Here is a 23423-nt window from a genome sequence, read left to right on the forward strand (position 1 = left end):
GCCGGGGCAAGGCACGTGCGGGCGCATCTGTGCGACGTGTCCGAAGCGAAACCTGAACTGCGCCTCGTCGGTCCTCGACAGTGTCGCCACGAGGCGAAGCACGCAGTGAAAAAACGGCAGGGCGGCACCGTGGAATGCACCGCCCCGTCGGATGAGCAATCAGGCGGCGAGCCAGACCTTGGTGAAATCCTGCTCGTAGGCCTGATGTATCTGATAGCCCATCAAGGCGGGTTTCATATGGCAGAACAGCTTTCGCCAGTAAGGCTGAACGATGATGCCGGACTCCTGCAACATCACCTGCAATTCCTTCATCACCGTCCGACGCTGGTCCGGATCGGCGATGGCGTTGGCCTTGTGAACCTTGGCATCGAACGCGGCATCGGCGAAACCCGTCTCGTTCCATGCCGAGCCGCTCTGATAGGCGAGGGCATAGGTCTGGATGCCGAGCGGGCGGGCATTCCAGTTGGTCGTGGCGAAAGGATATTTCGTCCAGTCGTTCCAGAACGCCGATTCCGGGATGACGGTACGCTTCACCTTGAAGCCGGCGTCGCGCATCTGCTGGGCAACCACGTCGGAACTTTCCTTGCGGTAGTCGGCTTCGACCGAGATCAGGTCGAACTCGAAATCGAGCTGGCCGGCTTCCGCGAGCAATGCTTTCGCCCGGGCCGGATCCCGCTTGATCGGCGGCAGTTCGGCATGTTCGGGATGCATCGGGCCGACGTGATCGTTCTGCGCCACGATGCCCATGCCGTTGGCGCCCAGTTGCAGCACCGCCTCGTTGTCGACCGCAAGCTGGATAGCATTGCGCACGCGCTTGTCGTCATAAGGCTTGGCGTTGACGTTGCAGCGCGAGACGATCGTGGCGGCGGTGACGATCTCGCTCTTCTTCAGGCCCAGCCCGTCGAGCATGGCGACGTCATAGGATTGAGTCTGGCCGTTCAGATCGATCTCGCCGGATTCGAAGGCGGAGACGGTGGCGGCCGAGTCGGTGCCGTAGTCGATCCAGTCGATACCATCCAGGAACACCTCGCCGCCCCACCAGGAGCCGTCAGGCCGCCTGCGCACGGAGGCCGCGACACCGACATCGAGCTTCTTGAGTTCAAAGGGGCCCGTGGAGATCGGGTTGGCGGACAGGGCTGCTTGTTTCGGATTGAACGTGCGATGCACGATCAGCGCCGGGTAGTCAGTCAGCGCCGGAATTATGGTGATGTCGGGTTGCGACAGTTTCAGCACCACGGTGTGGTCGTCACGAACCGTGATGGCGCCGGCGCGGGCGGCCTTGGTTTCGGGATCGATAAGCGACGTCATGCGGCCGGCCATCGAATTGCCGGCGGCCCCCTTCTCGCACCAGCGCGTGACGTTGAAGGCAACGTCCTCGGCGGTGAAATCGTCGCCATTCGACCATTTCACGCCAGGGCGTACCTTGAGCACATATTCCGTGGCATCCGTATTGATTTCCCAGCCCTGGAGCAGCACCGGCTCGAAGGTGAAATCCGGCTTCCAGCGCACCAGCGGCTCGAGAAACTGCATGGCGATGTTGCCCATCTGCGAAACCTTGAAACTGCGCGGATCCTCCATCTCCATCACCTGCATGGCGACGCGCACGATTCCGCCCTTTCTGGGTTGGGCCGCGTCGTCGGCCAGGGCCGGAACCGGCTGGCCGATGAGCCCGTAGGCGACCGCCGTGCTGGCGCCGAAGGCGCTGGCCAGCGCCAGGAATTCGCGGCGGCTGAGCGCGCCGTTTTTGGCACCCCGCGCAAAGGCGTCGATCGCGGGATGAAGAGGCTTGGATGTCATATCGTTTCTCCCATTGTTGATTTTACGTCCAAATCGGGTGGAATGCCCTTGCCGCAACAGCGCTGGGCACGGTCTTTTGTTGGAAACCGCGAGCGGCCGAGCCGATGCGGCGAGGGGGAAACAGGATGAATCTTCTGACGGCCATGCGGGTCTTCGACCGGGTCTGCCTGCTGGGCAGCCTCTCGGCGGCGGCGCGCGATCTCAACATGTCGACGACGGCGGTCAGCCGGACGATCAAGGAGCTGGAAGAGGATCTTGGCGTGCGTCTCATCAACCGCACGACCCGGCGCCTCAGCCTCACCGAAGCCGGGCGCGACTATGCACCGCGGGCCCGCAGCCTGCTGGACGAGATTTCGGAACTGCAGGATTCGACGCGCGGCCTGCACAAGGAGACGCGCGGCCTGATCCGGGTTTCCTGCTCCAATGTCCTTGGCCACACGCGCATCACCAAGCTGGTGCCGAAATTCCTCGAGGAGAACCCGCTGACCACCATCGAATTCGATCTGACAGCGCGCTACGTCGTCGGCATCGTCGAGGAGGGTTATGATGTTGCCATCCGTTTCGGCGGCCAGGCCGATTCCGCTCTGATTGCGCGGCGCCTGGGCGAAGTCCGCAACTATGTCTGCGCCACGCCGGATTATTGGGACAGAAACGGCCGACCGACCCATCCGGACCAACTGGCAAGCCATTTTTGCGTCTTGAGCAATTTCGCCAAGCGGCTCGGCACGTGGCCCTTCATAGGGCCTGACGGGCCGTTTGACGCACCGATCGGCGGGCGCATCTCGACCAACAGCGTCGAGGCCGCCTATCAGATGACGATCGCCGGCTTCGGCATCGGCAACCTGCCGAGCCTCCTGGTCGATGCGGCAATCCGCGATGGACGGCTGGAGGTACGGCTCGACGAGTTTCGCCCGGATTCCAGCCCGATCTATGCCCTCTACCCACACCGGACCTATATCGCCGCCAAGGTCCGCGCCTTCGTCGATTTCCTGATCCGTGAGCTGTCGGCGGATTTTACCGCCTGAGGCGCGGCAGGGGCATCGCCAGTCGGCGCCAGCAAAGGCCCGGCGCGAACGCCGGGCCACCCTTGCCCCCAACGGCAAACTCGGCGGTGTCATTTCCACCAGGCGGTGGTGTCGTACGTCGGTCCCGGCTCCTCGAAGAGCTTTTCGTATTTGCAGAGCGCCGGCGTCTTGCCGAGCTGCACCGAGGCACCATCCTTGAACGCCCACTCGCCGCGTTGCGTCGAGTCGGCCCGCACATAGCTGGAGAGGGCAAACGCGCGGTCGTGCTGCGACAGGTTGGGCGAGGAGCCATGCACCGTAAGCAGCCCCCACATGGCGAGGTCGCCAGGCTCCAGGACCAATGGAACGATCGTCGCCGGGTCGATGCCGACCTTGCGCAATTCTTCCTCGGCGGTCAGCCCCTTCATCAGCTCGCCCTTGCCCTCGTCGGACAGGCCGAGATAGCCGAGCTTGTGGCTGCCAGGCACGACCTGAAGGCAGCCATTGTCGAGCGTCGCTCGGTCGACGGCGAGGCCCGTCGTCACTGTCGCATCGGCGACATTGTCGAAGGCGGCCTGGTTGCGGAAGCGCAGATCCTGATGGAAGCGATAACCAGTGACATTGGCCCCGGGTGGCTTCCAATGCAGCTGCTGGGCGATTTGCTTGATGTCACGCCCGATCAAGCCTTCGAGCAGTTTCAGGTAATTGGGATTGCGCCGGAATTGCTCGAAATAGGAATTGATCCAGGAAAACCAGTAGGCCTGCAGCACGTAGCGTTGGCCGAAATCCGACTCGGGCAGGATCTGGAAGTTGAGATTGCCGTCCCGGAAAGTAGCGTGATGCTTGAGCCCTTCGGCGTAGACGGCATCCGTTTCCTTCTTCAGCCGGACCATCTCGTCGCCGTCGACGAATTGTCGAACGACCGCGTATCCCTCCTCGCGGTACTGCTCCACCGCCTCGCGTGCCTGCTTGTCCGTCAGCATGTCCTTGGCTATCCCTGTCTGATGATCTCCAAGGATCGTAGCGAAGGGATCGCGGGCGATAAGCCACGGATTTTGGCATCGACTTTCCCGATAATCGCAAAAGTCGCGGCAAACTGAACCGGTCTTGGAGGACGTCAGGCTGAAGCGCGTTGAATACGCGACAGTTCAAAACCGCCTTTGCCCGACAAGCTCTGTTCCGCCGGCCGGAACATATCCTCGAAGTCGAGGTCCTCCTCGAAAACCACGCCTCCGACGGTCACGGCCAGGATCTCCACGGCGCCCCGAGGGGAAAAATAGACCTGCGAGACACTGGCGCGGATACGCTCGCCAACCATCCTGGCTTCGGCCTCGCTCGTTCCGGGAAGGAAGACGCCGAACATCGACGCGCCTATGCGGCCGATGACGTCTTGCGAGCGCACGCAAGACCGGATGGTTGAGGCTATGAGACGCAAGGCTTCGTCGCCCCAGCTCAGGCCGAAGCGCAAGTTGATGGCGTTCAGATGCTCAGGATGAATGACCAGGAAGGCGCCCGATCGCTCGCCTGGAACGGAAGGCCTGATTGCCCGTCTCTCGATCAGCGACGTGAAGACCCTGCCGTTCAGGCAACCGGTCAGCGTATCGAAGGTAGCGGCCCTGTTGAGTTCCCGCCGGTAGCGACGGATCTCTGCCAGTTTCAGGCCTATGAACACAAAAAGCGGCAGGCAGATCACCAAAGGCAAAAGCGTTGCGGTGATCATGCCGCGCCCGAAAGGCGTCAGCGTCTCGCTGAACAACAGCAGATAGTTCAGGCTCAGGGAGACGCAAAGGCTGCCGATGGTTCCAAGGAAAGCCAACCAGCCGACGCTCCTCCATTCGTGATGGGCCGGGACATCAGCTGCTGCGTTGGACATGATCGATCTCCGTTGGATCGCCAAGCATAAGACCGGCAAGTTAGGATTTCGGTTTCAAAGAACAATACAATTTGAGGCGTCGGGATAGATCGCTCAGCTTTCTGGAGGCGATGCCGGCCTTTGCGGCGACTCCGGTTGCTGCCGCCTATGGGGAGCCGAAGATTCCCATCTCCGCCGTCCTGGCTGTTGCTTCGGCCTTGCCATAGATACCGCCCGGCAAGGCCAACGCCCAGCCATTCGACACGAGCCAGGCTCCGACATCCTGTTTGCCCAGCCTGCATGTCGCCGCGACAGGGAAGCGGTCGACCGACGCAGGCACGAAACAATTCAGCGCCCGCCCGCGCATCCAGTTGTTGAAAGCCGCACGCGCCCGCTGTCCACAAGGCCAGGCACTCTCGTGAAACAGGCAGATCCTGTCGGCTTCGACGCTCTGGGTTCCACTGATGAACAGTTTTCGCCCCATGGAGTCGAAACCAGCCGAGGACGTGGCCACCGGATGATACAGCGGTGTTTCCCGCCAATCCCTGGGCATCGATGGCTTGGGTTGTGAGGCGAGGCCGAGGTCGCCAAGGGGCAAGCGAGGTTCCACCCGCTCCACTTCTGACCCCACGACCTGCGGCGGTGCGATGAGATCTTCGGCAATCTTGCGGGCTGAATTGACGATCGATCGAACCGGGTGCTGCGCGACGTCGTCGCTGACGTCCGGGGCCGGGTCGGTGACGGTCCGCTCGACAGGGAACAGGGTCGCTGCCTTGACCAGCAGCAGGATGCCGACGAGAAGCTCGAGGCTTGCGACCGCGATCATCACGCGAAGGCGCCCCGCTTGTCCCCCCGGACCGCCCGCGCCCAATTCGCTAGAAGCTGGACGTCGATTTGGCAACCAGTTTGAGCGCACCTTTTTCAATCCGGTAAAACGGCATCGAGCGTTCGCTGGATCCATCCGCGCGGAACCTGAACAAGCCGGTCGATCCGCGAAATCCGTTCGGGTTCTCGAAAACCTGCCTGTTGAAGCCGGTCGGTCCGGCAGCGCTCGCGATGCCCGCGGTCAGGGCGACCATGTCATAGGCATAGGCGACATTGACGTCGGCCTGATAGTTGAAGGTTGTCTTGAAACGATCCGAAATGGGGCCTGTTTCGTGTTGGTCGAGGGTCGCGATATAGGCACCTTCGAATAGTGGACTGGCCGGGTACTCCAGCCAACGGTTCGTGCCAACCACCGAGGTCGATTTTCCCGGAATGCCTTTTGCCTTCAGGGCGATCAGGATTGGCGACGGATTGCTGTCGCCGCTGGCGACGACCACTGCATCGGGGGCGTCCACCAGCGAGCCCATGTCCGTCACCGCCTTTGTCGCGCTGTCGGCGCTCGTATAGGGTATGGTGATCGCAAGTGCGGCTCCGTACACGCTGAGGCTGTTGGCAACCCGCTTTTCGACGATGTCGGCACTCGCGCCCGCCGGCACCAGCAGGACGAACTTCTTGCCGCCCTTGGCCGCAATCGCGCCGGCGCCTGCAGCGGCGCTGTCTGCCTCGCTGAGACATACCGCATAGACGCCCGGGCCACCGGCAAAATTGTCCGCAAGAGCCAGAACCACCGGCCGGTTTGCGCCGGACAGTTTCGCGACATGCTGGGCCGCCGGCAGTTCGGTCGGACCGATGACCACTTTCGCTCCCGAAGTTATGGCCTTTACCGCCAGTTGCTGCGAGTAGGTCGCGTCTCCCTTCGTATCCTCGACGGTAAGCGTCAGCAGCGGGTTGCCGAGATCCGTCATCGCGAGCTTGGCGGCGTCGAGCATCTTTCTGCCGTTTTCGCCTGCGGATCCGGAGGCGGAGAGGGGCAGCAGCATGGCGACTTTTGTGGGGCCGGTGCCGAGAGACTGCGTTGCCATGCTTGCGTTGGCGACAGCAACAGCAGCCGGCTGATTGGGGGCCTGGATGGCAGCGGGGTCGAGCGCGTCTGACACCGCGCCTTTCGATTGGCAGCCGAGCAACGACATTGCCAGCGCGCAAGCGACCACGCACGTTCGCAAGCTGTGGACCTGCCGGTCAGATACCATTTTCTGCCGGCGCGCTCTCGCTGTTGCGGTCAGTTCATGTACTCGACCATACGGTCGTGAAAACACTCGCACTTGTTGAGCGTGTCTTCGTCCTTGTAGTTCGTCTTCAGGTAGCCGTAAGCCATGCCGCAGGCGACCTTGGCTTCCGATGCCCAGACGAAGACCGGCCGCGACGAGTTGATCCATTCCGGGCTCTTGGCGACGGCGATCGACTCATCCATCAGCTTCACGACCTGTTTCGTGAGGTCGACCGTGTTTTCGGTCAGCACGAGATTGGAGGTTCCAACGGTGCGGCAATAGTCGGCCGTCGGACCTTCGATGATGTCGGCGGCAAAGCCGGTGGATCCAGCCAAGAGCAGCGCCGCGGCCGTGCCCAGCAATCTTGAACGAATTTTCATGTAAGCCCCTCTCCAAATTGCCATTTCATGTTCCGCTAATGCATAGCATGGGAGCACAAGCGCGCAGAAGTGTTAAATCGTGACATGCTGCTGCGTATGTGTTGCGTCGTCATAGAGGATGTTGATCGTACCGGCTGCGGGTGCGTTCTGCAGTACGGCCACATCCACGAAGTTTGCCGCGTTGCCCGAGCCGCTGGTATCGACGCTTACTGTGCTGGTCGCGCTGTTGTAATGCACATAGTCGGCGATGTTGCCAGCCGGCGCCTTGTCGAAAAGCGCCGTCAGGTCGATCTTATCCCCTTCGTCGCCATGGTAGTCGACGATCAGATCCTTGATGTTGAGATTGTCGATCTTGAACGTGTCGGCTCCCGAAGTGCCGTCCATGGCCACCGACGGCTGCGTCGAGGCAACCAGCGATGTATCGAGTTCTACCTCGACATAGTTGCCGCTCGTGCCGTCGGCCATCTGGAAAGTGCCGTTGCCGGTCACGGTCTGCCCGTCGATTTCGCCGACAGCCGCGTTCGCTGCCGTGCTGATGGAGACAATACCGTTGTCGGCGAGGTGCGACAATTCCCCGGTGTCGCTGATGCCGTTGGCATTGGCGTCCTGCCAGATCACCAGGCTGCTGAACGCCGCGTCGTTGTGGTCGATGACGCCGTCATGGTTGCTGTCGAGCGAAGCCAGCGCTGCCGCGCCGCTGTCGAAATGGCCGCCGTTGAAGTTCGGCGTGAACAGCTCCGTGCCATCGTCGATCTTGCCGTCATGGTTGAGGTCGACCGCCAGCATGCCGTCATGGGATGTGTTCCAGGCGAGCTGTTCCTTGGTGCCATCGCCGTTCATGTCGAACTGGACACCGTGGCTGACGTCGGAGAAGGCGAACCCATTGTGGTTCAGGTCGAGAATGATGGGGTCGACCGAGCCTCCGATGAGGTTGTTCAGGTTCGATATGGTGACGCCCTGGAGATCGACCAGTGCTCCCACGCCGGCATTCGTGGTTGTCTGGGTATAGACGTAGGTGTGGTTTACCCCTGAGATCGTTGCCGTGAAGGCGAGCGTCGCCCCGGCGTCGCCGATGTCTGTGGCGTTAAGATACTGGACAACCGCCGCCAGGCTTGCGGCGGACGTGACCGCCAATGGCGCGGTAAAGGTGTCGGTTCCAAAGAAACTGGCGATGCCGTTCGTGACCGAATGGGACTGAACCGTGTCACCGCCGATCGTCAACGTGGAGTCCCCGCCATTGACGTTGCCCGCGGTGGCGGCCACCAGACTGCCGGGCAGTGTCAACTTGTCGGTGCCGGCGACGAAGTCGGTGATGATGTCATATCCGGTGATCGTGCCTGCATTGCCTGATCCGCCGATGACGGGTGTCGATTCACCCGACCCGATCACGAACGTGTCGGCGCCGGCTCCTCCTGTCATTGTGTCGGTATGCGTGCTTGCGGCGATCACATCGTTGCCGGCCGTACCGGTAAGCGTGAAATTGCCGCCAGTCCCAGCTGTTTCAACGTTGATGCTGAGGGTGGAGCTTGACGAGAGGTCGCCGTCACCATCACGGGCGACGATGTGGAAATCTAGACTTTGATCGGGAGGCAGAATGGTATGCGAAACGCTGACATCCGTCCCGATACGCAAACTTCCTGTTCCTACAGTGTCTATATTTTCGATCTTGAGGACGCTGAATTGAATCGTCGGATCGATGGTTAGAGGACCTGTTGAGGATACAGTGATGTCGTGGGTTTCTGTATCCCCGTTTACTGGATTTGTTGCGGTCCATCGTATTGTTACAGGGCCCTGCTGAATCTGCTGGATGTTTATGGTAACGGATTCAAGAAGGTCTGGATTGGAGCTCGCGGCATCGTTGCCAGCGACTCCGGGCTTGTGGAACTCCATCTCGAACCATTCGCCGTAGTCGGTCCATTGATTGCTGACGCCGAAACCCTGGTTGCTGGCGTTGACTCCGTTGCCGTTGCTTTGAAATTCGACCCGACCCAATTCATTGACCGGAGTATTTGGATCATCGGCCAGCTCGCGGAAACCGGGGCCTCCAGCACCAAGTTGAGCGAACGAAATCTGTTCTGTGGTCGCCGCGCCGGGTGTGATCAGCTCAAAGGTATAGGTCGCATCGGCCTTGACGGTCAGCGCGAAGATATCCGTGCCGTTTGAGTCCTCGGCGAGAAGCCGTGTCGTTCCATTACCAAGATCGGTTTCGGTGTAATGGATTCCATCGATGACCGGCCCGGTGATGTCGAACGCATTGTTAGTGGAGTGGCCATCGGCCCCGAAGCTGACGTTGAACGTACCATTTACGGTGCCGATTTCGTTGGGGATCGTGGCGGAAGTGAAGGAGCCTAGCGTCGGCACGTCGTCAGTAACATTGACCTGAACCGTCGCGCTCGCCTGGTCTCCGTCCGAATCGGTAGCGACCACATTGATGCCGGTCAGGTTGATGACATTCTGTCCACCCGCGTCGGGATGCGGGAAATTGTCGAGCAGCGTCACATTGACTGTCGCCGAGCCGTTGGTGCCAGCCAGGATTGGCAGCGACGATGCGACCAGGTCGATATGGATGGCGTCGATGCCGTTGATCGAGCCGGTGATCTGGGTCGGCCCGGCCAGCGTCCAGACGATGTCGGCGCCGGCAACTCCGTTGACGTCCGCCGTGATCCCGGCGACCGATGTGAAGGCCACCCCGGTGATGTTGTCGGAACCGGCATGGAACGTCACCGTTCCGCTGCCGTCCTCGACGTTGGTCACGGGCGCGCTGCCGGTCGCATTGGCGGTGCCGAGCCCTTCCTCGTCCACCGCGATGACCGCGTTGGTGACCACCGACGGGTTGGCCCCGTCATTGATGGTGATAGTCAGCGTGGTCTGCGAGGTGTCGCCGTCGCCGTCCTTCAGCGTGTAGGTGAAGGTATCGGTCACTGGAGAGGCGTTGCTGATGTTGGAATTGGCCACGTAGCTATAGGTGCCGTCGGGGCTCAGTGTCAGCGTGCCGTACTGGCCGACGACATGGAAGTCGCCGCCCACCACCGTCGTTGCCCCAGAACCCGTCACGCCGCTCACCGCGGCGCCGTCTGCGCCCTTGGTATCGGCGCCGGCCGCATTGCCGTCGCTGCCGACGCCGGTAATCACGTTGCCGTTCGCCGTGCCGCCTTCCGTGACGCTGTCCGTGTCGGCAACCGCCGTCGGCACGTCGTCGACGATGGCAACAGTGAAGGTCGTGCTCGCCGTGTCGCCGTCGACATCCGTGACGGTGATGCTGAAAGTGTCGGGAACCGTGTCGTTGGCGTCGTATCCGGTCGTGTGAACGGGATGCGTGACCGATTCGGTGACCGTGTAGTCATACTGGATGGCACCCGTGCCAGGATCGAACGACAGGATCGTGATGTAGCCGAACTCGCCCGCGATTTGCTGGTTAACGCCGGTCACGGTGGTGCCGTTGATGACGATCGAGCCGATGCCATCGGGTGCGTCGATGCTGATCGTCCCGACGCCGGAGGTTTCGGAGTTGCTTGGTGCGTCGCTGCCCGGCGATTGTTGCGGGCCGCCATCGAGACCGGTTTCGCTGGCCGCCTGGCCAGGGTCGGTCAGGGACATGGCCACTACGGAGACGCCCCTGTCGACCAAGGAAGGGAACAGCTCGCGATGATCCAGCTGCCCAAAATGCAGGTCAGTCGGCGGCAGCAATGCCGAAAGGCCGAAGCCGTCGCCGATCCCGCCGGCAGGCTGTTCGAAATTGCCGCCGGCGCTCGAGGCCGAACCTCCCGGGCCCGCCGAGATGGAACCATCCGTGCCAAACGCGACATCGACATGGCTCGCTTCCAGCGCGGCGATCAAGGCCACGCGCGGCACTTCGACTTCGCCGATGATGAAGGTCGGCACATTCAGGGCGCCGTCCTTGATGACGATGACCGAGCCGTCCGCCTGCTCGAGCACGAGGTTGTGCCCGTCGACCTTGATGTTGTCGATCGAGACATTGGCGGGAAGTCTGACGACGTTGCTTGCGTCGGCGACATATTCGTGTGGGGCATTTGCCGCTGGCGGAGCAGCCGCTGGCGCACCGCCGCCGACATCGACGGGCACGGGTTCGGCCGAAGCCGGCGCCGTTTGGGCCGGTGCCGCCGCCTGCTCGGCCGGTGCGGCCTGCGCCACCAACTGGATCGGCGCTGTCAGGTCCTGGTGATCGTTGGAGACGGAATGCTCGTCCCACGAGTTCGAAACGTTGTCCAATTCAATACTGGTCGCCATAGCTTAAACCCCTCCGGCATTTCCCGGAAAGAGACAGGTGGCGCCTCGACTTTGCAACGGTCCATCAATCCATTCTATATATTTGGATATGCCTGCGATAACTTTTTTTACGCTTGGTAAACTGTGAACATATAATCAGTTATATGTTGTCTTGGACGCATGGCGCTTCGCCGCGAGCGAAGCGAACAATCCGGTAAATAGAAGTATAAATACGTGTAAAATTTTACTCAAATTAGCAAGACGATTATATAGGAAAGTTATCCACCTTCCTTTCCAGTAATTTGAGACAAGATTGGTAGCGTCCACGGTCAAAGGTGGGCGTCATGAAAAAACAAAAGAATGCTCCGGGGAAGAGCAAGCTCAAGCTGCTTCTGCTGGCAGTGGGGATGGCCGGCTCGGCGCAACCAGCCCTTGCCGGGCCGGTCGTCAGGGATTTCCTGCCCGAAACAGCGCTGCTTGGGACGGTCCAGGCGCCGCATGGTCTCGGCGGTATTTCGCTGCAAAGGTACCAGCCCTGGCAGCCGGGCGCCCCCTACCAGATCAGCCTTGTCCTGAACGGCTACAGTCCCGTTCCAGCGCAAGACGGCTCCAGCGCCTCGACCGCGCAAGAAGGCAGGGGGGTCGACCCGATGCAGACTGCGTCGATTATCCCGGGCGTGTTCGGGTCGGTTGCATTGTCCATGCGCAATTTTCCCGTTTCGGCGCGCTGGGCACCGGTCTACCAGGCCATAACCGGTTGCACCGCGGGCAGTCCCTGTGACCACAAGAGCCCGGCCTTCGCGGCCATGGTCTCGGCCGCCCAAGGCAAGGGCTTTGTCGAAAAACTGTCATTCATCAACAGCGGCATCAACCACCTGATCGCCTACAAGAAGGACAGCGTCGTTTACGGCAAGCTCGACTACTGGGCGAAACCTTCGGAAATCCTCGCCAATCGCGCCGGTGACTGCGAGGACTTCGCCATCCTCAAGATGACGGCGTTGCTGAGGGCCGGCATTCCGGCACGCAGCATGTCGCTCGTCGTTCTCCAGGACCGCAAGCGAGGTTTCTTCCACGCCGTGCTTTCGGTGAGCACTGCCGGCGGCGCTTACATTCTCGACAGTCTCAACAACACGGTGCTCAAGGACAGCGCGCTCCCGGACTATCAGCCACTGTATTCGTTCAGCACCGACCGGGCATGGATCCACGGGTCCAAACCGGGGGCCGCGCAGATGGCCGACGTCAAGGGCGGTTTCGAAACCGTCGCGCCTGGCGAAGGCGCGCTGCTGGAAGTCAAGTAAAGGCAAGGTGGTCGCTTCCTGTCCCGGCTCAATGCCCAGAGCAATTCCGGGAAAAGTGCGCAGCACTTTGCCATTGGGAATTGCCGTGAAAACAAGGAGATGGAACGGTTTCCGCGAAAGGATGAGCCGCTCTATCCGTTGAAGACAAAAGCCATCAGCAATTCCAGGTCCTGCACCGGCGCGCGCACCACGTTCAGCTGGCCCCGGTAGCGGCGCTCGCCGGCACCGATCACAAATCCGCTCGCAACGGCAACGTCGCCATTGGTGTCAAGGCGCGCGAATATATCCGCCACGTTGAGATCCAGCGCCAGCTTCAGGTCCTGCCGCGTGTCCTGGTCGAATGCTGTCGGCAACTGCCGTTTGACCAGTTGCTGGAACGACGCATTGAACGTCACGATCTTCTTCGTCGATGCCAAGGCGAAAGCCGGCGACGGACAGGCAAGCAGAATGGCGTTTACCGTCCTGATCGACGCAAGCTTGCGCAGGTTCAGGTTCTCGTTCCCCGATTCGCGTATGCAGGCGACCCGAATTGCCGAGGTCAGGTTTCCTTTTTCCGCGTGACTTTCGGCGATCTCGTCGACCAGCATGCCGATCGTGCATTTGCGGCTCTCGGCCATCTGCTTCAGCGAAACCCAGAAAGCCCTCTCAAGACGGATGCCGCGCCTTACGCCGCCGCGCGCCACGACGCGGAACTCGAGCTCGAAATCTTCTGTCGGGAGCGGCAGAAGCAAACGGTCTTTCAAGGTCCGGGGAGAGATGGCGTTATCGCTCACTCATTGCCTCCTGACGTGCCTTGTTGATCGGCTTCAGCAGGTAGCTCAGGATCGTCTTGCGCCCGGTCTTGATATCCACGGAACAGATCATGCCGGGGATGATCGAATATGCCTTTCCGTCTCGCACCAGTGTCGATTTCTCGGTTGCAACACGCACCTGATAATAGGGTTCGCCCGTCTTCTGATCGACCAGGCTGTCCGCGGTAATGTTGGAAACCTTGCCTTCGATGCCGCCAAAGATCGAGAAGTCGTAAGCCGTGACTTTTATCAAGGCATCCTGATCGGGGCGGATAAAGGCGACATCGCGGGGCGAAACACGTGCTTCTACCAGCAATGTCTCGGAAGTAGGCACGATGCCGGCTACGACAGTACCGGGCTGGACGAAGGCGCCGACGGTGTTCAGTTCCATCGTGTTGACGATACCGTCCACCGGCGAGCGGATATCCGTTCGCGCGACCTTGTCGGTCGCGCCGCGAATGGTTTCGTCCACCACCGAAAGATCGGCCAAGGCCTGCGTCAGGTCATCGAGTGCTTCCTGCTTCAGTTGCAGCCCGAGTTCCTCGACCTGGAGCTGCGCCTCGGTGATCGCCGACTTGGCTTTCTTTATCGTCTCGCCGGCCAGGTTCAATTGGCCGTTGAGTTCGGTTTGCTCCTGCTCGACCTTGAGCTGCTCGGTCCTTGCCATCAGACCCTTCTTGACCATCGCCTCGACCAGCGTCGCCTGTTGGTCGCTCACAGCCAGGTTTTTTGTCAATCGGTCGAGATTGGCGTTCGCTTCGTCGAGTTCCTTTTCGCGCTGGTCGAGGCGCGACTTGAGCACCGACAGCTTGTTGTCGAAGTTTTCGCGTCGGGCAACGAGGAGATTTTGCTCGTTGTCGCAGATTTCCGGCGCCACCGCCTGAATGTCCTGCGGACATGGAAACGATCCGCTGATGCTGCCGCTCTGTTCGTATTTGAGCCTGGCGATGCGTGTTTGCAGGGCCCGCGCCTTGGCTTGCTGTTCGCCGAGGCTGGACGTGTTCAAAGTATTGTCGAGACGAATGATAAGGTCGTTCTTCCTGACGACCTGCCCCACCTTCACGGCGATTTCCTGAACGACGCCCGGCTCGCTGGCCTGGATGACCTGGGTCTTGGAGGCCGGTATGACCTTGCCATCGCCACGCGCGATCTCGTCGACCTCGGCGAATGATGACCAAGCGACAAAGGCGACGAAGAGCGCCGCTATGATGAATATGGACGCCGTCGCGAAAAGCGGCGGGCGGTCTTCTCTGGCAAGCATTTCCTACGCCCCGTTATTATATCGGGTTTAGCCCGATATAATTTGTTCATTCAGGAATTGGTTCTCTGCAGCGCCTGAATGACTTGTTCTTTTGGCCCGTCAGCAACGATCTTTCCTTGTTCGACAACAATAAGGCGATCAGCCAGTTCGAGCATGCTGAAGCGATGCGTCGAGACGATCAGCGTCGTATTGCGGTCAAAAGCTGTCTTCAGTTGCTTGATCAGCTGTCGTTCCGAAGCCAGGTCCATCGAGCCGGACGGTTCATCCAGAAAGACGATCTTCGGCTTGGTCAAAAGCAGCCGGGCAATCGCCACCGTCTGTCTCTGCCCGCCGGAAAGATTGGTGCCTCGCTCGCCGACATTCATGTCGTAGCCGCGTGGATGGCGAGAGACGAACTCGTCGACGCCGGCGGCTTTTGCGGCTTCGATGATCTGCTCGTCGGTCGCCTCCGGAGATGCCATGAGCAGGTTCTCCTTCACGGTTCCCGAAAACAGATCGCCAGCTTGCGCGACGATGCCGACGGCGGCGCGCACCTCCGACGGGTGATACTGGCGGATGTCGATGCCATCCAGCAGCAACTCGCCCGAGCTCGGCAGGAAAAGCCTGCCGATCAGGCGTCCCATCGTCGTCTTGCCCGACCCGATGCGGCCGATGATGCCGATGCGCTCGCCCGGCTTCACCGAGAAGTTCAGGCCGGACAGAACCTCGTTTTCCGATCCGGGGTAAACGAAGCCGACATTCTTGAACGTCATCGCTCCATTGCGGATCGGGCGATTGACAAAGCCCACCGTGTCCGGCCGGTCCTCCGGCTGGGACATGATGGAATTCACCATTCTCAAGGAGAGCATGGCCTGGCGAAATCTCGACAAGGTGATCGCGATCTGGCCGAGCGGAGCCACGGCCCGGCTCGCCAGCATCACCGTGCCGATAATGGCTCCTGTCGAAACATGCCCTTCCGAAAAGGCATAGGCTCCGGCCACGACCAGGGCGACCGTCACAAGCTGCTGGATGGCCTGGGTGATGTTGCCGGCCGCAGCCGAGAGCTGCTTGATCTTCTCGGAGGTGTTGGCCGCATTCTTCGAATGCTCGCCCCACTTCCTCAGCAAATAGGCTTCGGCGCGCAGCGACTTGATTGTTTCCAGCGTCGAGATGGACTCGACCAGCAAGGCCTGGCGCTGGGATGCTTCGTTCATCGAGGCGGCGACCCGTTTGCCGATGCGGCGTTGCGTGACGAGGCCGACGATTACCGACGCCACAAATGCCAGGGCCGGTATGACGACCAACCAATCGCCGATCGCGTAGATGACCAGCAGGAAGATGAAGACAAAGGCCGTGTCGATGAAGACGCTGATGGTGTTGGAGGTGAAAAACTCCCTGACGAACTCATATTGAGTGACACGGTTGGCATATTCGCCGGTCGAACCAGGGCGCGCGGACAAGGATGAATTCAGCACCTTCTCGAACAGCAGATACGATATCCGCAGGTCCGCCTTGCGCCCGGCATAGTCGATCAGCGAGGCGCGGGCCGTCTTCAGAAGCAGGTCGAAGAGAATGACGGCACCGATTCCGATCGCCAGCACCCAGAGCGTCGATATCGCCTTGTTAGGCAATATACGGTCATAGACGTTCATGGTGAAGATCGGCGAGGCGATGGCCAGCAGGTTGATGAAAATCGCCGACAGCACGACCTTCGAATAGGTGCGCCAGAAAGCGCCCATCGTTCCCGTCAGCCAATGGCGCCGTTCGATCTGCTGCGCCGACCCGACCTTCATGCCTTCGGTGGCGTTGGCATAGGTGATCGAGAAGGATACGCCGCCACTGATGTAACTCGCGGCCAGCTCGGATTTGCCGATAGTCGTGCGCCCGTCTTCCTGCGGCGCCGTGAGATACCCGTCGCCATCGATTTCGGCCAGCAGGGCGATCGGCAACTGGCTGACACGGAAGATAATTGCCGGAAGATCGACGCGACCGCGCAGGAAGTCGCGATGATTGAATTCGTGGGTCTCGAGACCGATGCGTTCGGCAAGATGCCGGATCTCGGTGACCTCGATGCGCGTGTCCGAAATCGGCACCCCGGCAAACAGCACGGTCTCCGCACTCGGCCTGCCGAGATAGGCCGCAATCGCCGAAAAGCAGGCCTTGAACGCCTCCTTGGGCGACAGAATATGTGGCTGCTGATTCACGATCCGCCCGCCAGGACCCTCAACCTCCCTTACACCGGCTCACTTCTTCCTGACCGGGGCAAGGATGTCGAAGGGTATATCGTTCGTCTGTTCCGACGGGGTCCGTGCATAGGTTTCGGTGTCCGCGGTCTCCGGAACCGCAAATTCATCTTTGGCGTAGGCCGTGGCCTGCTTCGGCGGATGGATGTCCATCGTTTTCAGCAACTGCCCGGTCGCTGCCAGAAGCCGATATTGCGCAAAGAGCGATGCGTAGGACGCGGTGTCCGCCAGCGTCGCTGTGTTGAACCGCGTATTCTGCGCATCCAGCACATCGAGCAGCGAGCGCTGTCCGACCTTGAACTGCTCGCGATAAGAAGCAACCAGCTTCTCGTTGGTAGCGGCTTGCAGCTTCAGGGTCTTTGCCAGATCGGCTTGCCGGAAGCGGCGATCCCACGACGTGCGAACGGCTTCTTCGATCTCCCGCAGAACCTGATGCAGCCCAAGCCGCTGCTCGCTGGCGCGGCGGATCTGCTCCTGCTCATTGGCTTTGTCGATGCCGCCCCGGTACAGATTCCACCGCAGCACCACCCGTGCTTGCAGATCGGACGTGTCTCCATTGTCGCCGTCAATGTCGTATCCGGCCCGGGCAACGCCTTCGGCGACGACCGAAGGGCCGTATTTCGCCCGCGCGGCGTCAACCTGCGAGGCGGCGGCGGAAATATCGCTATTGGCCATGTGGACGCGCGGATTGTTCTCCCGCGCAATGCCCAGTGCGTCGTCCAGCGACCTTGGCAGCGCAGAGGAAACATCGCCTGGCCGCGATGCATTGGTCAGCGGCTTCCCAACGGTCTTGAAGAAGCGGATCCTCGAGGCCTCGAGTTCCTCGGCGGCTTCCTGCATGCGGGCCTTGGCCGCGAACAAGCGCTCCTCCGCCTGTTGCCGGTCGGCTTCGTTCAACCCGCCGCCTGCTATGCCTTCCCTGATGTCGTGGAGAATCGCTTGGTGAAAGCCCAGATTCTTCTTTGCCTCTGCCACGATCGAGGCCTGAAGCATGTATTCCAGGTAATCCTGGACAACCGACAGCCCGATGAACTCGGATCGCTCCAGCACGCGGAACGAGGCGCCATCGACCCGCGAGGCCTGACGGTTGAGTTCGGCTCGCCTTGCGCCACTATCATAAAGCGTTTGCGAAACTGTCAGGTCGGTCTCCGCGGGATAAAGAGCGTCGTGCTCGATGGAGAGCGCGCGGCGGGAGGAGTTGTCCAGACGGCGAGCACCAGCGGATGCCTCGACATCGACGCTTGGGAGATAAAGCCCTTTTGCCTGTCTCAGTTCGAACTCGATCGCCTCACGGTTTTCGATGGCCTGGCCGATTTCCGGATTGGATTCCACCGCAACCGCCATGGCCTCCTTGAGTGTCAGTGCATGCGCGCTCCAGCAACTCAGCATGGTAGCCGTCATCAAGAGACCAACGCTCATGACCTTGGTCGACAGACCTGTCGTCTTCATTTTCCCACCCACGTTTCCCCGCGCTTTGTTAAGAGCGCCCCAGCCGGGCTTGGCGCCTGGCCTTGTTGACTATCTTGCAAATTACCGTGAGCGTTTCATTATTAAGCTGTGACTAAATCACAGAATCCAGACAGACGGCCAAAGAATGTAGCAAAAATGGCACACATTTGAGACGCTGGTGGGGACCAAGTGCCGGTATTGAAACTTGAAACACCGAGACAGGATACGGAGATGGCCAACAGGACGCTTGTTCTGACAATATCCTGATGAGTACGCATGCCTGCAAATAAAGTGCGCTTGGCGCGGCGTTTTTGAGCAGGGCCGATTCGGTGCGTGCTGCGCTTGGCTGGGGCGCCAGGATTCGAACCTGGGAATGTCGGTACCAAAAACCGATGCCTTACCACTTGGCGACGCCCCAATAGCCGTCAGAGTCGCTGTGCGGCGCGTTATTAGCAGAGCAGCCGAAAAGCACAATGCTTATGAGCAGCCGCGAAGGCACTCGCCTGACCAGCAGTGCGATTGCCTCCAGATGATCCACAAACGGACTATACGGACCACACGGCCAACTCGTTGCCGGCTGGGTCGACGAAGTGGAAGCGTCGGCCGCCGGGGAATGGGAATATCGGCTTGACGATCGTTCCGCCGGCGCTTTCGACCGCGCGAAGGGTTTCTTCCAGATTCTCACTGTAAAGCACAGGCAGCGGCTTGGCCGGCGCTTCCCCTGCATCAGCCTGAAAACCTCCTTCCAGCCCCTCGGCAAAGGCCGAATAGGTTGGTCCATAGTCGGTGAACGACCATCCAAAGGCAGCGCTGTAGAAGCCCTTCAGCCGGTCCAGCGTGCCGCCGGTCGCCGGCATTTCCAGATAGTCCAGTTTTCCAGGCCGTTTCATGGGACACCTCTTTGTTCCCTTTATGTTCTAGACATCGAACATTGAGGTGGCAAGTCTTTTTGACGCATCCGGGGGCATGGCTTTTTCTTAATCGATTGTAGCGACCCGACGGCTTTGGCCGGCGCTTGCCTTTCGCACTGCAGCATCATATCGCTCCAAAGTCGGACACGGGCGGAGCTTTCCGTTTCGCCAATCTTTCCAATCTCCTGCAACCGGAGAGCAAAGCATGACCAAATGGGTTTTCACCTTTGGCGATGGTGCGGCGGAAGGCCGTGCCGGCGACAAGAATCTGCTGGGCGGCAAGGGCGCCAATCTGGCCGAGATGTGCAGCCTGGGCCTGCCGGTGCCGCCGGGCTTTACGATCACCACCGAGGTCTGCAATGCCTACTATGCCAATGGCCGTACCTACCCGGCGGGATTGGAAGCCGACGTCGCTGTCGCGCTCGACCATATCGGCCGGCTGACCGGCCGCCGGTTCGGCGACCCTTCGAAGCTGCTCCTGGTTTCGGTGCGTTCCGGCGCCCGGGCGTCGATGCCCGGCATGATGGACACGGTGCTCAATCTCGGATTGAACGACGAGACGGTCGAGGCCCTGGCCTCCGATTCCGGCGATGCGCGCTTTGCCTATGACAGCTACCGCCGTTTCATCCAGATGTATTCCGATGTCGTCATGGGCCTCGATCACGAGGTGTTCGAGGAAATCCTGGAAGACCAGAAAGCCAGCCTCGGCCATGAACTCGACACCGAGCTGACGGCCATCGAATGGCAAGGCGTCATCGCGCTCTACAAAGCCAAGGTCGAGGAAGAGCTCGGCCGGCCGTTCCCGCAGGATCCGCACGAGCAGCTCTGGGGCGCGATCGGCGCCGTGTTTTCGAGCTGGATGAACAACCGCGCCATCACCTACCGGCGCCTGCACGATATTCCCGAAAGCTGGGGCACGGCGGTCAATGTTCAGGCCATGGTGTTCGGCAATATGGGCGAGACCTCGGCCACCGGCGTTGCCTTCACCCGCAACCCGTCGACCGGCGAAAAGCAGCTCTATGGCGAGTTCCTGGTCAACGCGCAGGGCGAGGATGTCGTTGCCGGCATCCGCACGCCGCAGAACATCACCGAGGCGGCGCGCATCGCGGCGGGTTCCGACAAGCCGTCACTGCAGAAGCTGATGCCGGACGCCTTCCAGTCGTTCGTCACCATTTCCGACAGCCTGGAAAAGCACTATCGCGACATGCAGGATCTCGAATTCACCATCGAGCGCGGCAAGTTGTGGATGCTGCAGACCCGTTCCGGCAAGCGTACCGCCAAGGCGGCGCTCAGGATTGCCGTCGAAATGGCTAGGGACGGACTGATCACCAAGGAGGAAGCGGTCGCGCGCATTGATCCGGCTTCGCTTGACCAGTTGCTGCACCCGACCATCGACCCGAAAGCCGCGCGCGACGTCATTGGCGTCGGCCTGCCGGCGTCCCCCGGGGCCGCCACCGGTGAGATCGTCTTTTCCTCCGGCGATGCCGAGGACCTGAAGACGCAAGGGCGCAAGGCGATCCTGGTGCGCATAGAGACCAGTCCGGAAGATATCCACGGCATGCACGCGGCCGAAGGTATCCTGACCACGCGCGGCGGCATGACCAGCCACGCGGCGGTTGTCGCGCGCGGCATGGGCAAGCCTTGTGTGTCCGGCGCCGGCTCGCTACGCGTCGACTACAGGGCCGGCACGCTGCTCTCGATGGGCCAGACCTTCCGCAAGGGCGACATCATCACCATCGACGGCGGTAACGGCCAGGTGCTCAAGGGCTCCGTGGCGATGCTGCAGCCGGAATTGTCAGGCGATTTCGCGGCCATCATGGAGTGGGCGGACGCGGTTCGCCGCATGAAGGTGCGCACCAACGCCGAAACGCCTCTCGATGCCCGCATGGCGCGCTCCTTCGGCGCCGAAGGCATCGGGCTTTGCCGGACCGAACACATGTTCTTCGACGGCGCGCGCATCGTCGCCATGCGCGAGATGATCCTGGCCGACACCGAGAAGGACCGGCGCGCCGCGCTGGCCAAGCTTCTGCCCATGCAGCGCTCGGATTTTCTGGAACTGTTCGAAATCATGGCCGGCCTGCCGGTGACGATCCGCCTGCTCGATCCGCCGCTGCACGAATTCCTGCCCAAGACCGAAGCCGAACTCGCCGAGGTCGCGGTCGCCATGAACGTGTCGCCCGACAAGCTCAGGCAGCGCACCGAGGCGCTGCACGAATTCAATCCGATGCTCGGCCATCGCGGCTGTCGGCTCGCCGTCTCTTACCCGGAGATCGCCGAGATGCAGGCGCGCGCCATTTTCGAGGCCGCTGTCGAGGCCGGGGAGAAAGCCGGCGCGCTGGTGGTGCCCGAGATCATGGTGCCGCTGGTCGGCCTGGTGAAGGAACTCGATTATGTGAAGGCGCGCATCGATGCGGTCGCCAAGAGCGTCATGGATGAGAGCGGCGTCAAGATCGACTACCTCACTGGAACCATGATTGAGCTCCCCCGCGCGGCGATCCGCGCCCATGTCATCGCCGAGTCGGCCGAGTTCTTCTCCTTCGGCACCAACGACCTCACCCAGACCACCTTCGGCATCTCGCGCGACGATGCGGCGTCCTTCCTGGAAACCTACCGCCAGAAGGGCATCATCGAGCAGGATCCGTTCGTCTCGCTCGACATTGACGGTGTCGGTGAACTGGTACGCATGGCGGCGCAAAAGGGCAGGGCGACGCGGCCCGGCATCAAGCTTGGCATTTGCGGCGAGCATGGCGGTGATCCCTCGTCGATCCGCTTCTGCGAGGAGGTCGGGCTCGACTACGTCTCCTGCTCGCCCTACCGCGTGCCGATCGCCAGGCTGGCGGCAGCCCAGGCCGCGGTGCAGGCAGCGAAGACGGGGCGTGGATAGACTGGTACGGAGCTTAAGGTTTGTAGGAAAATTCACGTGAACGTGCTGGCGACATAGCGTAATCTCGACACTGTTCTCGACCAATTTACGGATGACCGCCAATTGCTTCCGGAAACAGATGTTGCAGATATCACCCGCTCCGATCCGCTCGATCCTGATCATTCAAACGAAGTTCGTAGGCGATATCGTCCTCGCCTCGACACTCGCCAGGAACCTGCAGCTCGAATTCCCCGGCGCCAGGATCGTGTTCCTCTGCGAAGCACATTTCGAGAGCTTCGTGGTTGCGCATGGCATCGCTTCCGAGGTGGTTGCGTTCAGGCGGGCCAGCATGCGGGGTACCCTGCTGCAACGCGCAAAAGAGCTCTATGCCGTGGTGCGGGCGCTGCGTGGCTTTCGCTTCGACCTGACGATCGACCTGACCGATTCCAAGACCTCTCGGCTCGTCAGCGGGTTGGTCAACGCTAGGACACGCGTCGGCTACAATCCTTCCGAGAGGCCGCTGAAGCTGTTGGAGCGGCAGCCCGCCAATGTGTTTGCCAAGCCATTCGGGTTTGGCGGCCAGCATTTTGTCTATCGCTATCTCTCCCCTCTTGAAGCACTCGGCATCGATCTGCACGCCACGGTACCGAGCATCAAGCCGCTGCCATTCGAGGCCGAGAAAGCCTTGGCGCTCCTGGGCAGGCACCATATCCACCCGAACGCCTTCATCGCCGTGCATGCGGGCGCCAGTTTCAAGGGCCGGCAATGGCAGCCCGAACGGTTCGCGGAGGCGATTGACGAGATCGCGGCCGAAACCGCACTGGGTGTCGTCCTGGTCGGGGGGCCAGACGAACGTGAAACCGCCGCGCGGATCGTCGCCGGGACGGCGACGCAGGTGGTCGACCTGGTTGGAGAGCTGTCGCTCGAGAGCCTGCTGGCGGTCCTGGAACAGGCCCGGATGTTTCTTGGCAACGAAAGCGGCCCGATGCACATGGCCGCTGCCGCGGGTACCCCGGTTGTCGGCCTTTTCGGCCTGACCAATCCGTCGCGCTGGGGACCTGTCGGCGTGCCCAGCATCGCGCTTCGGCCGTCAATGCCATGTGATTGCGTGGCCAAGGATCTGTGCCGCCGGACCGACCCCAGCAAGGCGTGCTGCGTTTGGCGCCTGGAGGTGAAGCCGGTCGTCGAAGCGGCGCGCGAGGTTCTGGCGCGCACCGAGATGAAACAGGAACGCGCTGTCTGAGCGGTGATCGATCGGCAAGGCTGTCGTCCAAC

General features: G+C 61.1%; 16 protein-coding genes and 1 tRNA gene. 4 read left to right on the forward strand and 13 right to left on the reverse strand.

Features of this window, described 5'->3' with window-relative positions:
- Window positions 1-159: 159 nt before the first annotated feature.
- Window positions 160-1797, reverse strand: a complete 1638-nt coding sequence (locus tag EN808_RS15630) for an ABC transporter substrate-binding protein (protein ID WP_135916286.1) — start codon at window positions 1795-1797, stop codon at window positions 160-162.
- A 125-nt stretch (window positions 1798-1922) separates the two neighbouring features.
- On the opposite strand from EN808_RS15630, the gene EN808_RS15635 reads away from it, so the two are divergent.
- On the forward strand, window positions 1923-2822 hold the full coding sequence (locus EN808_RS15635) for a LysR family transcriptional regulator (RefSeq protein ID WP_135916287.1): 900 nt from the start codon (window positions 1923-1925) through the stop codon (window positions 2820-2822).
- An 89-nt stretch (window positions 2823-2911) separates the two neighbouring features.
- On the opposite strand, the gene EN808_RS15640 is transcribed toward EN808_RS15635, so the two are convergent.
- From EN808_RS15640 to EN808_RS15665, 6 genes are all read right to left on the reverse strand, one after another.
- Window positions 2912-3784, reverse strand: a complete 873-nt coding sequence (locus EN808_RS15640; RefSeq protein ID WP_168247828.1) for a phytanoyl-CoA dioxygenase family protein — start codon at window positions 3782-3784, stop codon at window positions 2912-2914.
- Window positions 3785-3918: 134 nt separating this feature from the next.
- Complete coding sequence (locus EN808_RS15645; RefSeq protein ID WP_135916288.1) at window positions 3919-4674, reverse strand: GGDEF domain-containing protein; 756 nt, start codon at window positions 4672-4674, stop codon at window positions 3919-3921.
- A 145-nt stretch (window positions 4675-4819) separates the two neighbouring features.
- On the reverse strand, window positions 4820-5479 hold the full coding sequence (locus EN808_RS15650) for a thermonuclease family protein (RefSeq protein ID WP_245525084.1): 660 nt from the start codon (window positions 5477-5479) through the stop codon (window positions 4820-4822).
- 49 nt (window positions 5480-5528) lie between these two features.
- Window positions 5529-6728, reverse strand: a complete 1200-nt coding sequence (locus EN808_RS15655) for a penicillin-binding protein activator (RefSeq protein ID WP_127279954.1) — start codon at window positions 6726-6728, stop codon at window positions 5529-5531.
- A 29-nt stretch (window positions 6729-6757) separates the two neighbouring features.
- Window positions 6758-7126 carry a hypothetical protein gene (locus tag EN808_RS15660; RefSeq protein WP_127873133.1) on the reverse strand — a complete coding sequence of 123 codons (369 nt, stop codon included), beginning with the start codon at window positions 7124-7126 and terminating at the stop codon, window positions 6758-6760.
- Window positions 7127-7198: 72 nt separating this feature from the next.
- Window positions 7199-11062, reverse strand: coding sequence for a type I secretion C-terminal target domain-containing protein (locus EN808_RS15665; protein ID WP_189524122.1), 3864 nt, complete (start codon window positions 11060-11062; stop codon window positions 7199-7201).
- Window positions 11063-11697: 635 nt separating this feature from the next.
- On the opposite strand from EN808_RS15665, the gene EN808_RS15670 reads away from it, so the two are divergent.
- A complete protein-coding gene (locus tag EN808_RS15670; RefSeq protein ID WP_135916291.1) occupies window positions 11698-12651 on the forward strand; it encodes a transglutaminase-like cysteine peptidase in 954 nt (317 codons plus the stop codon).
- A gap of 131 nt (window positions 12652-12782) precedes the next feature.
- On the opposite strand, the gene EN808_RS15675 is transcribed toward EN808_RS15670, so the two are convergent.
- The 6 genes from EN808_RS15675 to EN808_RS15700 form a co-directional block, all read right to left on the reverse strand.
- Window positions 12783-13424 carry a ribbon-helix-helix domain-containing protein gene (locus EN808_RS15675; RefSeq protein WP_127276192.1) on the reverse strand — a complete coding sequence of 214 codons (642 nt, stop codon included), beginning with the start codon at window positions 13422-13424 and terminating at the stop codon, window positions 12783-12785.
- Complete coding sequence (locus EN808_RS15680) at window positions 13414-14703, reverse strand: HlyD family type I secretion periplasmic adaptor subunit (protein WP_127873135.1); 1290 nt, start codon at window positions 14701-14703, stop codon at window positions 13414-13416. Before EN808_RS15680 ends, EN808_RS15675 begins: the two co-directional genes overlap by 11 nt.
- 50 nt (window positions 14704-14753) lie before the next feature.
- Window positions 14754-16886 carry a type I secretion system permease/ATPase gene (locus tag EN808_RS15685; RefSeq protein WP_135916292.1) on the reverse strand — a complete coding sequence of 711 codons (2133 nt, stop codon included), beginning with the start codon at window positions 16884-16886 and terminating at the stop codon, window positions 14754-14756.
- Between the two features lie 39 nt (window positions 16887-16925).
- Complete coding sequence (locus EN808_RS15690; RefSeq protein ID WP_127276186.1) at window positions 16926-18374, reverse strand: TolC family protein; 1449 nt, start codon at window positions 18372-18374, stop codon at window positions 16926-16928.
- Between the two features lie 343 nt (window positions 18375-18717).
- Window positions 18718-18792: transfer RNA gene (locus EN808_RS15695), tRNA-Gln, on the reverse strand.
- Between the two features lie 127 nt (window positions 18793-18919).
- A complete protein-coding gene (locus EN808_RS15700) occupies window positions 18920-19264 on the reverse strand; it encodes a VOC family protein (protein ID WP_127276184.1) in 345 nt (114 codons plus the stop codon).
- A gap of 226 nt (window positions 19265-19490) precedes the next feature.
- Here EN808_RS15700 and ppdK point away from each other — a divergent pair, with 226 nt between their 5' ends.
- On the forward strand, window positions 19491-22169 hold the full coding sequence (gene ppdK / locus EN808_RS15705) for a pyruvate, phosphate dikinase (protein WP_135916293.1): 2679 nt from the start codon (window positions 19491-19493) through the stop codon (window positions 22167-22169).
- A 118-nt stretch (window positions 22170-22287) separates the two neighbouring features.
- Window positions 22288-23391: a glycosyltransferase family 9 protein gene (locus EN808_RS15710; RefSeq protein WP_135916294.1), complete on the forward strand. Its 1104-nt coding sequence runs from the start codon at window positions 22288-22290 to the stop codon at window positions 23389-23391.
- Window positions 23392-23423: the final 32 nt, after the last annotated feature.

The organism is Mesorhizobium sp. M8A.F.Ca.ET.165.01.1.1 (assembly GCF_004792065.1).
In the GTDB taxonomy this organism is placed as follows: Bacteria; Pseudomonadota; Alphaproteobacteria; order Rhizobiales; family Rhizobiaceae; genus Mesorhizobium.

What these genes read in the sequence shown, in the direction of transcription:
- EN808_RS15630 (WP_135916286.1), bottom strand. Translation starts at nt 1,797, where the DNA reads ATGACATCCAAGCCTCTTCATCCCGCGATCGACGCCTTTGCGCGGGGT.
- EN808_RS15635 (WP_135916287.1), top strand. Translation starts at nt 1,923, where the DNA reads ATGAATCTTCTGACGGCCATGCGGGTCTTCGACCGGGTCTGCCTGCTG.
- EN808_RS15640 (WP_168247828.1), bottom strand. Translation starts at nt 3,784, where the DNA reads ATGCTGACGGACAAGCAGGCACGCGAGGCGGTGGAGCAGTACCGCGAG.
- EN808_RS15645 (WP_135916288.1), bottom strand. Translation starts at nt 4,674, where the DNA reads ATGTCCAACGCAGCAGCTGATGTCCCGGCCCATCACGAATGGAGGAGC.
- EN808_RS15650 (WP_245525084.1), bottom strand. Translation starts at nt 5,479, where the DNA reads ATGATCGCGGTCGCAAGCCTCGAGCTTCTCGTCGGCATCCTGCTGCTG.
- EN808_RS15655 (WP_127279954.1), bottom strand. Translation starts at nt 6,728, where the DNA reads ATGGTATCTGACCGGCAGGTCCACAGCTTGCGAACGTGCGTGGTCGCT.
- EN808_RS15660 (WP_127873133.1), bottom strand. Translation starts at nt 7,126, where the DNA reads ATGAAAATTCGTTCAAGATTGCTGGGCACGGCCGCGGCGCTGCTCTTG.
- EN808_RS15670 (WP_135916291.1), top strand. Translation starts at nt 11,698, where the DNA reads ATGAAAAAACAAAAGAATGCTCCGGGGAAGAGCAAGCTCAAGCTGCTT.
- EN808_RS15680 (WP_127873135.1), bottom strand. Translation starts at nt 14,703, where the DNA reads ATGCTTGCCAGAGAAGACCGCCCGCCGCTTTTCGCGACGGCGTCCATA.
- EN808_RS15690 (WP_127276186.1), bottom strand. Translation starts at nt 18,374, where the DNA reads ATGAAGACGACAGGTCTGTCGACCAAGGTCATGAGCGTTGGTCTCTTG.
- EN808_RS15700 (WP_127276184.1), bottom strand. Translation starts at nt 19,264, where the DNA reads ATGAAACGGCCTGGAAAACTGGACTATCTGGAAATGCCGGCGACCGGC.
- ppdK (WP_135916293.1), top strand. Translation starts at nt 19,491, where the DNA reads ATGACCAAATGGGTTTTCACCTTTGGCGATGGTGCGGCGGAAGGCCGT.
- EN808_RS15710 (WP_135916294.1), top strand. Translation starts at nt 22,288, where the DNA reads ATGTTGCAGATATCACCCGCTCCGATCCGCTCGATCCTGATCATTCAA.